At 32.6% G+C, this 15,105-nt stretch carries 12 protein-coding genes; 8 read left to right on the top strand and 4 right to left on the bottom strand.

Going from position 1 to position 15,105, the window contains the following annotated elements; translation table 11 throughout:
* Positions 1–84 precede the first annotated feature (84 nt).
* The 3 genes from aroB to ACN5J7_RS10680 all read left to right on the top strand — a co-directional run bounded on the left by aroB (position 85) and on the right by ACN5J7_RS10680 (position 2,407).
* Positions 85–1,152, top strand: coding sequence for a 3-dehydroquinate synthase (gene aroB, locus ACN5J7_RS10690; RefSeq protein ID WP_418603889.1), 1,068 nt, complete (start codon positions 85–87; stop codon positions 1,150–1,152).
* Between the two features lie 65 nt (positions 1,153–1,217).
* On the top strand, positions 1,218–1,517 hold the full coding sequence (locus ACN5J7_RS10685; RefSeq protein ID WP_311938324.1) for a hypothetical protein: 300 nt from the start codon (positions 1,218–1,220) through the stop codon (positions 1,515–1,517).
* A 143-nt stretch (positions 1,518–1,660) separates the two neighbouring features.
* The gene (locus tag ACN5J7_RS10680) at positions 1,661–2,407 is read left to right on the top strand and encodes a tyrosine-protein phosphatase (RefSeq protein WP_418603887.1); all 747 of its coding nucleotides are present in this window, start codon (positions 1,661–1,663) and stop codon (positions 2,405–2,407) included.
* Here the strand turns inward: ACN5J7_RS10680 and ACN5J7_RS10675 are convergent.
* The 4 genes from ACN5J7_RS10675 to ACN5J7_RS10660 are packed head-to-tail and all read right to left on the bottom strand — an operon-like array spanning position 2,404 to position 8,711.
* Entirely contained in the window at positions 2,404–4,776 is a 2,373-nt protein-coding gene (locus tag ACN5J7_RS10675; protein WP_418603886.1) for a GumC family protein, read from the bottom strand. The two genes, ACN5J7_RS10680 and ACN5J7_RS10675, sit on opposite strands and share 4 nt — an antisense overlap.
* Positions 4,777–4,781: 5 nt before the next feature.
* Complete coding sequence (locus tag ACN5J7_RS10670) at positions 4,782–5,588, bottom strand: polysaccharide biosynthesis/export family protein (RefSeq protein ID WP_418603885.1); 807 nt, start codon at positions 5,586–5,588, stop codon at positions 4,782–4,784.
* 41 nt (positions 5,589–5,629) lie between these two features.
* The gene (locus tag ACN5J7_RS10665) at positions 5,630–7,585 is read right to left on the bottom strand and encodes a polysaccharide biosynthesis protein (RefSeq protein WP_418603884.1); all 1,956 of its coding nucleotides are present in this window, start codon (positions 7,583–7,585) and stop codon (positions 5,630–5,632) included.
* Complete coding sequence (locus ACN5J7_RS10660) at positions 7,578–8,711, bottom strand: aminotransferase class I/II-fold pyridoxal phosphate-dependent enzyme (RefSeq protein ID WP_418603883.1); 1,134 nt, start codon at positions 8,709–8,711, stop codon at positions 7,578–7,580. The genes ACN5J7_RS10665 and ACN5J7_RS10660 overlap by 8 nt, the downstream gene beginning before the upstream one ends.
* A 662-nt stretch (positions 8,712–9,373) precedes the next feature.
* Between ACN5J7_RS10660 and ACN5J7_RS10655 the strand changes: the two genes are divergently transcribed.
* Genes ACN5J7_RS10655 through ACN5J7_RS10635 form a run of 5 tightly spaced genes read left to right on the top strand, consistent with a single transcriptional unit; the run spans position 9,374 to position 15,105 of the window.
* Positions 9,374–10,372: an SDR family oxidoreductase gene (locus ACN5J7_RS10655; protein WP_418603882.1), complete on the top strand. Its 999-nt coding sequence runs from the start codon at positions 9,374–9,376 to the stop codon at positions 10,370–10,372.
* Between the two features lie 19 nt (positions 10,373–10,391).
* Complete coding sequence (locus ACN5J7_RS10650) at positions 10,392–11,672, top strand: nucleotide sugar dehydrogenase (RefSeq protein ID WP_418603881.1); 1,281 nt, start codon at positions 10,392–10,394, stop codon at positions 11,670–11,672.
* Entirely contained in the window at positions 11,672–13,192 is a 1,521-nt protein-coding gene (locus ACN5J7_RS10645; RefSeq protein ID WP_418603880.1) for a lipopolysaccharide biosynthesis protein, read from the top strand. Before ACN5J7_RS10650 ends, ACN5J7_RS10645 begins: the two co-directional genes overlap by 1 nt.
* Positions 13,193–13,228: 36 nt before the next feature.
* Positions 13,229–13,996, top strand: coding sequence for a formyl transferase (locus tag ACN5J7_RS10640; RefSeq protein ID WP_418603879.1), 768 nt, complete (start codon positions 13,229–13,231; stop codon positions 13,994–13,996).
* A gap of 32 nt (positions 13,997–14,028) precedes the next feature.
* Positions 14,029–15,105, top strand: coding sequence for a polysaccharide pyruvyl transferase family protein (locus tag ACN5J7_RS10635; protein WP_418603878.1), 1,077 nt, complete (start codon positions 14,029–14,031; stop codon positions 15,103–15,105).

Below are 15,105 nucleotides of genomic sequence, written 5' to 3'. Positions count from 1 at the left end.
TTGCACAAATATAATTAAGAGTTCGTTATCATTTTATATAAAAACTCCTTAATTTCACTGCTTTAATTAACCGTATTATTTTTTATGAATTCGATTACAGCAAATGATTCTACAATTTATTTCAATGAAGCATGCTACACCTCACTGAATGAGCATCTTAAAGCAAATAATTTTTCCATAATTTTTATTTTGGTAGATGAGAATACGCATGAGTATTGCTTGCCAAATTTTTTAACAAAACTGGAAACCAATGCCGTCATTGAAATTATAGAGATAGAAGCTGGCGAGGAACATAAAACCATAGATACTTGTACTGGCGTTTGGGATACGCTTTCTGAATTAAATGCCGACAGGAAAAGTTTACTTATAAATGTTGGCGGTGGCGTGGTTACGGATTTAGGCGGTTTTGTGGCATCTACTTTTAAAAGAGGGATTGCCTATATTAATGTGCCGACCTCTTTACTATCCATGGTTGACGCCTCTGTTGGCGGTAAAACCGGTGTGGATTTAGGACATTTAAAAAACCAAATTGGCGTAATTAGCACACCCGATTTGGTACTGATTGATACGGCTTTTTTGCAAACACTGCCACAAAACCAAATGCGGTCCGGTTTGGCCGAAATGCTAAAACACGGTTTAATTAGTGATGAAAAATATTGGAATAAATTTAAGGATTTATCAAAGTTATCGGTTGACAATTTAGACGAATTGATTTACGAATCGGTTATCATTAAAAAGAATGTAGTTGAAGAAGATCCTTTTGAAAATGGCCTTAGAAAAACATTGAATTTCGGTCATACTCTTGGTCACGCCATAGAATCTTATTTTTTAAGCAATCCCAATAAAAAAGAATTATTGCACGGTGAGGCCATTATTGTTGGAATGATTTTAGCGAGTTATATTTCCACGGAATTAGTTGGTTTTCCAAGACAAACCACCGAGGAAATCAAAACCTTATTTTTAAGTTATTACGAAAAAGTAGACATTGATAAGAGCGAGCATCAAAGCATTATAGACTTATTAAAATACGACAAGAAAAACAACCACGGCAATATAAACTTTGTGTTGCTTGAAAAAATTGGCGTACCTAAAATTGATTGTTTAGTGGATGATGCTATTATAATTGATGCTTTTGAATTTTATGCGAGTTAAATATATTTTTTTGTAATTTTATAACTATTGCAACTTAATTTAATTATCAATTAAATTTTTTAATTATGAAAAGGATTATAGTTGATTACAAAAAACTAACTCCGGAAGTTTTAAATCTTTTGACTGAAAAATTTCCAGATGGCTACGGAGACGACGACATTATTACTTTTGATAACCACAGAAACGAAATAATTGAAGCCATTGAAGTTAAAACACCAGATGCTATTTATTTAGTAAAAGTGAGCAGTAAATTGCATTACACGATGACTAATTTTGATAACGATAATATTGAGGTGGACGATTTAGGCAATGTTATAATTGACGATGCGATTGAACCCACTATCTTTGAAGACGAAGAGGAATAGACCACCTCTGGGTGAGCACACGAGGTATTAAAACTACAAAATCACAAAAACTAAATTTTTAAAAAGCACGCAGATATAAGCGTTGAAGTATTAAATTTTAATAATTAAACCCATTTTCTTTTTAAACAACCCTACTTTAAATCATGTTCCATTTTTTTTCTAAAAAAGTATTCCTTAAAGATTTATTAGAAGGTTTTGTTGATATACACTCCCATATTTTACCGGGAATAGACGACGGCGCAAAAGATACTTCAGAATCCATAGAATTAATTAAAGGGTTGCAAGCTTTGGGCGTTAAGCAATTTATGCCCACGCCCCATGTGATGCAGGATTTTTATCCAAATACGGATGAAACTATTGGTGATGCTTATCAGAAATTATTGAGCGCCTTGGATCCTAAATTACTTTCTGAAATTACAATCAATCCTGCTGCAGAATATATGTTGGATGATAATTTTCAAAAGCAATTAGAAACCCAGGAACTATTTACGCTCAAGGGAAACTATTTGCTAATTGAGATGTCTTATTTTCAGCCACCGATTAATTTGGAAGAAATCATTTTTAAAATCAAAAGCAAAGGTTACCTGCCTATACTGGCACATCCGGAGCGCTATTCGTTTTATCACGACACCAAAGATTATTATTTAAAATTGAAACAGTTAGGGTGTTTTTTTCAACTGAACCTATTGTCGTTAAGTGATCATTATGGCAAAAATGTAGAGAAAACAGCACATTATTTAATTGAAGAACAGCTGATAGATTTCGTAGCAACGGACACCCACAATGCTTTTCATATAAAAAAGCTTACCAACTTAACCCTTAACAAGAATTTAGCTAAAAAGCTTTCTGATATTATTGAGAAAACATGTAAAACGTTTTCGGTAATTTAAGCTCGTTTTCTAAAAAAACCTTTCTTTTCCTTAGCACCGTAGTAGCCGTATTGCGCACCGTAGCCAAAGTTGGACTGTTTCACATCGTTAACTACAAGCATCATGCCGTTAAGTTTCCTTTCTGCGTGTAATTCCTTGGCAAAGTTTAAGATGCGTTTTTCGGTATAGCCCGCACGTGTTAAGTAAATAGTGTGTCCTGCATATTGGCTAAACAATAGCGTATCGGTCACTAACATAGCTGGAGCTGTATCAACGATAACATAATCGTATTGTTCTGAAACCTCGTCAAATAGTGGCTTCATCCTATCACTCATCAATAATTCTGCAGGATTTGGTGGTACTTTACCCGATAATAAAATATCAACTTTATTACCATTTATTTCGTATGTGTTTATGGCTTCATTGGTAGTTACAGATTTATCAACCAGATATTCTGTTAGTCCAACTTTTGCCAAATCGTCTTTCTTTTTTCCTTCAAGCCCCATAAGTAATTTAGGATTCCTAATATCGGCACCTATTAACAATACCTTCTTATTGGTATTAGCAAGTGTAAGTGCCATATTCATACTGAAAAAAGATTTTCCTTCACCATTGATGGTTGACGTAACAAAAACCACATTATTATAATTAGCTACTTTTCTTGATCGTTTAATGTAATCAAAATTTGTTCTTATTATTCTAAATGATTCGGATAGTATAGAACGGTCATTTCTTTCAACTAAAACCTTATTGGCTTTTATCTTAGGAATTTCACCTAAAATTGTAATGTTATTTACGTCTCTTTTTAAATCTTCTTTGTTATGTATTCTTGTATCTAATAAGTCAGAAACATAAATAACCCCAAACGGCAATAGAAATCCTAGAAACATGGCGCCAATATAAACCATTTTTGTATCTGGGAAAACGGGCTTACCTATGGCATAGGCACTATCTATAACTTTTAAATTTGGTGATGTGGATGTTTGGGAAATTATGGCTTCTTCTCTTTTTTGTAATAAGTATAAGTAAATGGACTCCTTAATGCCTTGTTTACGTTCAATAGAGCGCAATTTACTTTGCTGACCAGGAACAGCGGTTATTTTAGAATTAATCCTGTTAGATTGATTCTCTAAACTGTTAAGTTGAATTCTATAAGATTTCTTTGAGTTTTCTACGCTATTCTTTAAATCTTGCTTAATTCCGTTTAAAGATTGCTCAAACTGAATAACCGTTTGGTTTTTTTTGCCTGCACCAATTTCCAAAAGCGTATTACGCCTTTGAATTAATTCGTTATACTTTAACGATAGCGCACTAATAGAAGGGTCTCCTGCGCCCAAGTTAGACGGTATGGCATCGAAAGAATCGTCGTTTAATGATTCACTAACAGAATTAAGCAAGCGCATTTGGGTCATAGCCGCATCCAACTGTTGTTCGTTTTGCGCGCTGGTTGACATAAACAATCCGGCTTCAGATGCTACATCAGTTATTTTATTACCAGTTTTAAACCTTACAATGCTACTATCTACACTCATTAAATCTTCTGCAATTAACTCAACTCGCTCATCTATTAATTTTGCGGTATTTATAGATTTAAGGTTCTTTTTTTCTAAGGTTGAAATATTATACTGTTCAATGAGAAAGTCCAAAATTTCAATAGCCTTTGACTGAACCGGATCGGTTATGCTGATAATTAGTACTTTCGAGGATTTTGAATAAGGTTCAATTGAAATCTTTCTTTTTAGTCTAGCTGAAACTGATTCAACCGGTGTTAATTTTACTCTAATAGATTTGCCTACATACTTTTTTACATTGGATTTTGGCGTAATAATCATTCCTTCAAAAGGGGTAGGTATTGTTTCGCCAAAAACAATTTTTTTTGGAGTGTCATCTTCTGAAACCCTGTAGTTAAATTCTGTTTCAGAGGTTATATCAATAAAGAAGTTATAGCTGGTTTTGCTTATAATGGAATCCGATGCAATAAAATCAATCGTTATCGGTGAGCTTTTATATAATTCAGACTCGTATATTCTTCCTCTTGTAAAATATTGGACATTCAAACCTAGGCTTTTTACAATATTCTGCATAAAGCTTCTAGAAGCAATCACTTGAATTTCATCTTCAACTGCTGCCTCTTCCTTTTCTACAAATATTGAAAGATCCTTAAAGGCCCCGGCTCCCGAACTTCCGTCAGAATCACTTGTTATCATGATTTTTGAGTAGGCCGCGTATTCAGGTGTTGTGTACCTAAGATAAATATATGCTGAAAAAAGAAAGATCAACACACTAAACAAAAACCATTTCCATTGTTTTACGTAAATGGAAATAGTTTTTTTTAAATTAAATCCTTCAGAATCAATTTCGTTATTAATTTTATTATCATTTGTAATCATAAAAATCAGTTTCTTCGAGTTACAAAAATAAGTGCTGTGGTTAAAATAAAGGAGGTTATGCTAATAATTGTGCCTATTCTAGTATCTCCAGAAGCAGAACTAACAGCTGAATTGTTCGGTTCAACATACACAATATCATTTTGAGTTAAATAATATACCGGAGAATTAAATACTTCCTTTGTTGTTAAGTCTATATGGGTGATAGTTTTCGTACCATTAAAATCTCGAATTACCATAACATTGTCCCTTCTCCCTTTAATGGTTAAATCGCCTGCCATACCCAATGCTTCTATAATAGATACGCGCTCACCGGTTATTGGATAAACCCCGGGAGACCTCACTTCTCCAGAAATAGTAACTCTAAAGTTTAGAACTCGCATTATTATTACCGGATCAGTAAGCAATTCGCCTTGAGCAAATTTTTCTTTAAAGAGGTTTTTGGCCTCTTCAATGGTTAAGCCAACCAACTTTACTTTACCGAGTACGGGAAAATCAATATTGCCATCAACATCTATAAGATAATCTACAAAATTAGCAGAACCGGAACCTCCTTTCCTTACTAAATTAAAAGGTGTTGCTGGGTCAATAATGGTGCCTTCAGGGGTAGTAGCTGTCATAACAGAGACATAAATGCTCACTATGTCCCCTATTTTTAGCTTTGCTCTAAACGTGTCCGTATCTACTATGGTCTCGAAGTTTTTTGCGTTTTGAAAATAAACAATTTCTTTTTTTCCAACGCATGAAGATAAAAATACAGAAACAATTATAAAGCTAATTATCTTTAGGTTATTTTTTAACTTAGATATTATCATTTTAATTTAAATTTGGGGTGTAAGCAAAAACTAATGTTTAATTACAGATTAATTATAGTTTTGTCTTTTTTCTTGCCAATATATCCTTTTGCTTTTTTATAAATTTGAACTCTTTTGTCAAATTTCTCGTAATCGGAGTTATTGGATTTATACTCTGGTATTAAGTTTTTCATTTTCATAACAATATTATTGTTTTGAAAACGGTTTGTTATACAAAGCTCTTCAATATCAGATTTTATTTTACTATACTCCAACTCCCTTGTTTTACTAATCATAATTTTTTTATGATATGTCGAAAGTGTATTTTCCCCATTAGCCAATAATTCCTCATAAAGTTTTTCGCCTGGTCGTAATCCGGTAATTTCAATATCAATATCTTCAGGGAATCTTAATCCAGACAATTTAATCATATTTTTAGCAAGATCGTAAATTTTTACAGATTCTCCCATATCGAAAATAAATATTTCACCACCTTTTCCCATAGTACCGGCCTCTAAAACTAATTGGGAGGCCTCTGGAATAGTCATAAAATACCGCGTTATGTCTTTATGGGTTAAGGTTAAAGGCCCACCTTTTTCTATTTGTTTTTTAAACAATGGGATTACCGATCCATTAGAGCCTAAAACATTTCCAAACCTAGTGGTGATGTATTTAGTTTTACTTTCTTTTTGCAGACAACTAATATACATTTCGGCCATGCGTTTAGTGGCACCCATAACACTTGTTGGGTTTACAGCTTTATCGGTAGATACAAATACAAACTTTTTAACGTTGTAGCGTGATGCCGTATCTGCTAAAAGTTTTGTTCCGTTAACATTTATTTTTATCGCTTCGTAGGGCGATTTTTCCATTAATGGAACGTGTTTGTATGCCGCCGCATGAAATACCATGGTTGGTTTGTGTTCTTGGAAAACACTGTCAATTCTTAATCCATCTCTAATATCCGCAACAATAGAAGTAATAAAACTTTCTTTACCGTTTTGTTTTAAATCCTGTTGTAAATCGTACAATGCAGATTCGGCCTGATCGACCAATATCAATTTTTTTACGTCAAAATTAGATAATTGTTTTACTATCTCACTACCAATTGAACCAGCTGCACCGGTAACCAAAATGGTTTCGCCATTAAACTCGTTTAATAAATTTGGGTTGTCTATTTCAATAGGCGCCCTTCCTAAAAGGTCTTCAATTTGTACTTGTTTTATTTGTTTTGCACTTAACTCACCATTAATCCACTTTTCAATTGGCGGTACTTTGGTTATTTTCACATCTAAATCGATCAGACTATCAATCAATTTTAATAAGCTGTTTGTATCTATAGATTGACAGGCTACAACAATTTCATCAATGGCATTGGATACTATATAAGATTTAGTAACCTTGTTTTTGGGAAAAATAGGAACGCCATTAATGGATTTGCCATTCTTCTTAACATCGTCATCTATAAAACCAACAATACTAAATCTTGAGCTTAAATTGCTAACCAATGCGTTATAAGTGATTATTCCTGAATCTCCAGCACCATAAATAAGCACCCTTTTTGAAGTTGATAATTTACACTTTATAGATTTGTAAACCATTTTAAATAACAACCTACTAGAACTTAACGCTACAAAACTCAATAGCGCATGCATTACAATAATGGATAGTGGAATAGTAAATTCTGGAATTACATTTGTTATTCTGTTTACCAAAACAAATACAATGGCAAATAAAGACATTAATGTAATGGATTTAAATAAGTTAACAACATCTGTAAACCCCGTGTGCCGAATTACACTTTTGAATGAACCTATGGTTAAAAAACTAAAAGTAGCAATAATTAACAAAAAAGGTATTTGTAGTAAAAATTGATTTATATCAAAATTTAAAGTGAAATTAAACCTAATAAAATATGTTGCACAAAATGTTAGTAAAACTATGGTTAGGTCTATACCTAGCACTAGCCATTTTGAAGCATACTTTTGTGAATAATGTGAAAAGTAATTTTTAATCATAAGTTTGAGTTTTTATTATGGCATCCAAAACGCGCTCTAAATCATTTTGAGTTAGGTTTGAGCCGCTTGGTAAACAAAGTCCGTTGTTAAATAATTTTTCAGATGTACCATCTGTATAAGACAAACAGTCTTTAAAAACAGGCTGCATATGCATTGGTTTCCACAAGGGCCTGGACTCAATATCCTCTGCCTGCAGAGCCAATCTTATGGCTTCGCGTATTTTATAAGAATTGGTTTTAATACATGTAATCCATCTATTGCTAAAGAACCCTTCGGGTTCATCTACAAACTCTATAGTATCAAACTTTGATAAGTTTGCTTTATAATACTTGTAATTTTCTCTTCTAGCTTTTACTCTATCATCAATCACTTCCATTTGTCCTCTTCCAATACCTGCCAAAACATTACTCATTCTATAGTTAAAACCTATAGATGAGTGTTCATAATGCGGCGCATTGTCTCTCGCTTGAGTTGATAAAAAGACAGCTTTATTTTTTAGTTCTAAATTTTTCGTTATTAGCGCGCCTCCGCCCGAGGTTGTTATTATTTTATTGCCGTTAAAAGATAAGATCCCAACATCAGCTAATGTTCCGCATGCTTGGCTAAAATAAGTGCTTCCCAAAGCTTCCGCACTATCTTCAATTACAGGAATGTTATATTTTTCAGCAATTTCATTTATTTCTTTTGCTTTATAAGGCATACCGTATAAATGAACAGCTATTATAGCTTTCGGTTTTCTGTTTTTTTCAATCCTATCCTTAATCGCAATTTCAAGTAATTCCGGAGACATATTCCATGTGTCGGATTCACTATCAATAAAAATTGGAGTGGCACCTTGATATACAATAGGATTTGCAGAAGCTGAAAAAGTAAAACTTTGACACAAAACCTCGTCTCCCTTAGATACGCCTAACAGTTGTAATGCCAAATGAATGGCAGCAGTACCAGAGCTTAACGCGGCAACTTCATTATGGCCTCCTAAATAATTCTTTATATCGTTTTCAAAACCATCTACATTGGGCCCCAATGGAGCTATCCAGTTTGTATCGAAAGCTTGATTTACAAATTTCTGCTCTGAACCTCCCATGTGAGGCGATGATAAATATATCTTAGTCTTGGTTAGCATTCTTTATTAAATTTTAGGCACAACAAGTTAGGGCAGCTTATTAAACAACCTTTATAAAAAAAAGATAAACGATTTTTGGTGAATCCCTCACATGCAAAAAACAGAATCAATATCATAAATATATAGCTCATTATTGTTGTTTAAAAAAAAATAACTTTTTAAAATATATCAATCTAAAGTTAGATTAATATTGAGAGGTTACTATAATGTATTTAAGTTTTATTTTTTTATTAAATCAATGTGCTATTAATCAATTCAATTTTTAATTACGCTGTAAATTTAGTGATTGTTTTAATTTAACAACTATGGAGAACGGTTAATTCGCTAAAACAGTAATAAAAATCGGTTAAATACATTAACAGATTTCGTTGGTAGTTAAACTATGCACATTATCGATTTTGATATAATCCTTTTTGTGTATTAATTTGCTTAATATGTACAAGTGATAGACCAACTTTCATAATGCTGCTATTTTACAAAAAATACTTTTTTTTAAATCTGTATATTATCATGTGAAATCTTTAATTTAATCGATGTTTTTGGCACAAAATTGAATTTCATCGGTAAAAACAAGGTATTGATATAATTAGTTAACCACTTTACATTTATTTTTTTCATATTTGCGACGCTATTAATAATTCAAAATCACACCCCAAATTCAAATGACTGCACATCAAATAAAAACATTGGAAGGAAAGCATGTACTTATAACCGGTGGCGCTGGGTTTATTGGTTCTAATTTATGCGAGGTTTTATTGAACAACCATATAAATGTAGTATGCTTAGATAACTTTTCTACTGGAAAAAGAAATAATATTGAACCGTTTTTAAGTAACAACAAATTTAATTTAGTTGAAGGCGACATAAGGCATTTGGCAGATTGTCACAAAGCCTGCAAGGGTGTGGATTATGTATTGCACCAAGCCGCATTAGGTTCGGTACCAAGATCCATAAACGACCCCATAACAACTAATGATGTAAATGTTTCCGGATTTCTAAATATGTTGGTTGCCGCAAGAGACGCAGGCGTTAAACGTTTTGTATATGCTGCAAGCTCATCAACTTATGGCGACCACGAAGCACTTCCTAAGGTTGAAGATGTAATAGGGAAACCGCTATCTCCTTACGCCATTACTAAATATGTAAATGAATTATATGCCGATATTTTTCAAAGCACCTATAATTTAGATACCATAGGTTTACGTTATTTTAATGTATTTGGTAAACGACAAGATCCCAATGGTGCTTATGCAGCTGTTATTCCAAAATTTGTTCAACAATTTATAAGTCATGAATCTCCTATGATTAACGGTGATGGAAGCTATTCCAGAGACTTTACTTATATAGATAATGTAGTACAAATGAATATTAATGCCATAACAACAAGCAACCAAGAAGCATTAAATAATGTGTACAATGTAGCTTACGGAGAGCGGACAACTTTACTGGAATTAGCAACTTTGTTAAAAACATATTTGGCGGAGTTCGACGCCTCTATTAAAGATATTGAAATTAAACACAGAGATAATAGAATTGGAGATATCCCTCACTCTTTAGCATCTATTGATAAGGCAAAACGATTATTAGATTACAACCCAAAATACAATATAAGTGATGGTTTAAAAGAAGCCGTTAATTGGTATTGGGAAAATTTAAAATAATTATCATTAAAATATAAAAATGAAGGATATTAAAATTGCCGTAATAGGTTTAGGATATGTAGGTTTACCATTAGCACGTCTTTTTGCAACCAAATACAACGTTGTTGGTTTCGATATTAACCAAAATCGAATAAACGAATTACAACAAGGAAAAGACTCTACATTAGAAGTAGAAGAAGACATACTACAGTCCGTCCTAAAAAACAAGCGTGACAATAATACGGGTCTACTTTGCTCAACTAATTTAGACGACATAAGTGATTGCAATTATTATGTAATAACGGTACCTACACCTGTTGATAAAAACAACAGACCAGATTTAACACCTTTGTATAAATCTAGCGAAACGGTAGCCAAAGTTTTGAAAAAGGGCGATATTGTGATATACGAATCTACCGTATTTCCTGGAGCAACAGAAGATGAGTGCGTACCGGTACTCGAAAAAATAAGTGGTTTAAAATTTAATACAGATTTTTATGCCGGTTATTCACCAGAGCGTATTAACCCAGGCGACAAACTACATACGGTAGATAAAATACTTAAAGTTACCGCAGGGTCTACTCCGGAAATAGGCAAGAAAGTAGATGCCTTGTACGCAAGTGTAATAACTGCAGGCACACATTTAGCACCAACAATAAAGGTTGCTGAAGCAGCAAAAGTCATTGAGAATTCGCAACGCGATATTAATATTGCGTTTGTAAATGAGTTGGCCAAAATATTCAATCTTATGGATATTGACACACATGATGTATTAGAAGCGGCAGGAACCAAATGGAATTTTTTGCCTTTTAAACCAGGGCTTGTAGGCGGGCATTGTATAGGTGTAGATCCATATTATTTGGCACAAAAAGCACAAGAAGTCGGGTATCATCCGGAAATAATTTTGGCAGGTCGACGCGTCAATGATAGTATGGGGCAATATGTAGCTTCAGAAATCATTAAACTCATGGTGCAAAAAGATATAAAAATAAAAGGTTCAAAAGTTTTGGCATTAGGGATTACTTTTAAAGAAAACTGCCCCGATGTTAGGAACACCAAAGCGGTTGACGTAATAAATCAATTGAAAAGCTTCGGAACAGATGTAACTATTTACGATCCTTGGGCAAACCCAAAAGAAGTTAAACACGAATACGATTTAGTAACCGTGCAAAATTTACCACAAGAAACCTTCGATGCCATTGTTTTAACAGTAGCTCATAATGAGTTTTTAAATGAAGATTTAAAAGCATTGTTAAAAAAAGACGGTGTCCTTTACGATGTTAAAGGTGTTTTAAAAGATCTAGATTGTAACAGACTTTAATGAAATTTAACCAACTTAAAGGAGGCGCAGCACTATCTTATGTTATTATATTTTTAACTAACATAGTTGGCTTAGTCTTAACCCCATTTATTATTCGATCGTTAGGTAGTGCCGAATATGGCCTATATACCATGATTGGGGCTTTAGTTGGTTATATGAGTGTTTTAGATTTTGGACTCAACAATACCATAGTTCGTTTTGTGGCTAAATACAAGGCAGAAGGCGACAAAAAAGGTGAAGAGAATTTCTTGGCTCATAGTTTCATCATGTATTTTTGCATATCTATTCTGGTTACCGTTTTAGGTTTAATTTTATATTACAATTTAGAAAGTTTATATAGCGAAACCTTAACAGCAGATCAATTTGATAAGGCTAAGGTAATGATGCTTTTATTGATTTTTAATTTAGCAGTTTCACTTCCCGGTGGTGCTTTTGGTGGCATCTGCTATGGTTATGAAGAATTTATTTTACCTAAGATCACTAATATAGTTAGATATGTAGTTAGAAGTATATTGGTTGTAGTGATACTTCTTTATGGAGCAGATTCAGTGGGGTTAATTATTTTAGACACCATTATGAATCTTTTAGTTATAGCGGTAAATATTTACATCGCTTTTAAAGTATTAAAAGTTAAAATTAAACTACACAAATTTGATAAAACCCTATTTACAAGCATATTGGGTTTTTCGCTTTGGCTATTTGTTTTTGCCATAGTTCACCAATTAAGATGGCAATTCGGTCAATTGATAATTGGACTGTATTATTCTACATCAATAGTGGCTATTTATGCCGTAGGTATAACTTTAGGGAACTATTATGGTGCATTTTCAAGTGCTATAGAATCAGTTTTTTTACCTCGAGCTATTCAAATGACCGTAAAGAATATTCCAAAAAAGGAACTAACCGCTACTTTTATTAAAATATCAAGAATTATTCTCATCATTTTGCTCTACATACTAGGCGCTTTCGTAATTGTTGGCAAAGACTTCGTTTATTTTTGGGTTGGCGAAGAATACTATATGGCGTATTACTATGCAGTAATAATAATGGTTGGCCTCACTCCCATTCTGTCTCAAGGTTTCGCAAATAATATTCTTGAGGCAAAAAACTTATTGGCATATCGCGGTAAACTGTTACTAGGGTTAACTTTAATGGGAACACTTATAGGTATCGTGGTAGTTCAGAAAATGGGAGTTTTTGAAATGATTGTTACAACGGTAATATTTATGCTTATAGAAAGAGGAATCATGTTTTTTTATTACATTAAAAAAGCAAATTTAGATATGTTGAGATATTATAAAGAAATTTTTCCGCTATTTATAAATTGTTTTTTAATAATAATAGTTGGTTTAGTTTGCAATAATTATTTACCACATAAAAGTATATTCATATTATTATTGAGTGCGGCCATCTATAGTGTTTTATATTTAATAGGCTCGGTTGCAATAATGACAAAATATGAAAAATCCTTATTAAAACTGGTAGCTGTAAAAACACCTTTTTTAAGAAAATTTTTTTAAGAAAAGGATGTATTTAAAATTTAAATTGGAAATACAATGGAAAAAAAAATAGTAATGTTAGTTGGAAGTGGTGGTGGTTCATCCGCTTGTAGCTACAATGCATTGAAAGAAGAATATAATATTTTACATGTAATTGTAGATGGCCCAATGGACAAAAAGAAATTTATAAAACGAAGAATAAAAAAACTGGGGCTATTTACTGTTACTGGGCAACTTCTTTTTAGAACTATAATGGTGCCTTATTTAGAGCGTGAATCCAAGGCCAGGGTTAAAGAGATTGCGGAACAAAATAATTTGTTGTTCAACCCTATAGACGAAGAAATGATTACACAGGTGCCTTCAGTAAACTCAGAAGAGTGTATCGCTCTTTTAAAAGAATTATCTCCAGACATAGTTGTTGTTAACGGTACCAGAATCATAGCTAGGAAAGTTCTAAACTGCATACCTGGCATTTTTGTAAATACCCACGCGGGAATGACACCATTGTACAGAGGTGTACATGGTGCTTATTGGTCCAAGGTTAACAAAGATGGATTGTGCGGAGTAAGTGTTCATTTAGTCGATCCAGGAATTGATACTGGAGGTATTTTATTTCAAGAATTAATTGAAACTAACAAAAAGGACAACTTCTCCTCATATACATATTTACAGATGGCTAAAGGGATAGAGCTTATGAAAAAAGCACTAAATAGTATTATTAATGAAGAACAAAAAGTAATAAAAAACAACCTTGATAGTAAACTTTGGAGTCATCCAACAATTTGGTTTTATCTTAAGCATAGGATTATCAATAAGGTTAAATAGCATGTCATTCGTAACAATTAACTCAAATCACAATGGTTAACTCCCTAAAAAAAATTATTCCTTTAAGTTTTAAGACTTCAATCCTGTTATTTTTTTATCAGTTTAAAGCTTTAAATTCATTTGGTCTTAAACCTCCTAAACAATCAAACAAACGCATATTTATTTTTTTGGCTGCCGATTATGGAAATTTGGGCGATGTCGCCATTACTTACGCCCAACATAAATTTTTACAACAAAATTTTCCAGGATATTTAATTACCGAAATCCCTATTAGCAAAACAATAAATGGGGTGGCATTTGTAAAAAAAATTATTTCAAATCAAGACATAATAACAACTGTTGGTGGCGGTAATATGGGGGATTTGTACCCTATGATTGAACATTTTAGGCAAATGGTAATTTCAAATTTTGAAAATAACATGGTAGTTTCCTTTCCGCAAACTATCGATTTTAATGAAAACCCTGCTGGTAAGAAAGCATTGGCTAATACCATAAAAACTTATTCGAAGCATAATAATTTAGTATTATTAGCCAGAGAACAGAAAACGTATGATTTTTTCATCAATAATTTTAAAAATAATAAAGTTATACTAGTGCCTGATATTGTACTAAGTTTAGATAAAACCAAACCAAAAAAAGAACGAAAAGGAGTAGTAATATGTTTAAGGGACGATAAAGAAAAAAAGCTAAACCAAGAACAAGAAATTACACTACTAAAAATCATTGATGAAAATTTTGATGATAAATCTTTTAGAGATACTCATATAGGTGGCGAGCACCTATCTTTATTTAATCGAGTGAAGGCATTGGATAGCATATGGGATGATTTTAGAGGAGCAGAAGTTGTTATTACAGATAGATTGCACGGTATGATTTTTTGCTATATAACCAATACTCCTGCCATAGTATTTCTAAATAACAACCATAAAATTAAATCTTCCTTTAAGTGGATAAATACATCGAAGCATATACATTTAATGGAGAATTTTTCAGAAACAGATATTGCAAATTCAATTAAGTTTCTAAAACAAAAAGAAAACCGAGGGACAAAGGAAAATTTACTGCCTCAATATTCTGCTATTTTAAAACTAATAAAAGAAAAAAAATAA

The sequence above is a fragment of the Hwangdonia sp. genome, from assembly GCF_048381975.1.
In the GTDB taxonomy this organism is placed as follows: domain Bacteria; phylum Bacteroidota; class Bacteroidia; order Flavobacteriales; family Flavobacteriaceae; genus Hwangdonia; species Hwangdonia seohaensis.
Note: the sequence above shows the minus strand (reverse complement) of the source record. Positions and strands in the feature narration are given on the sequence as shown.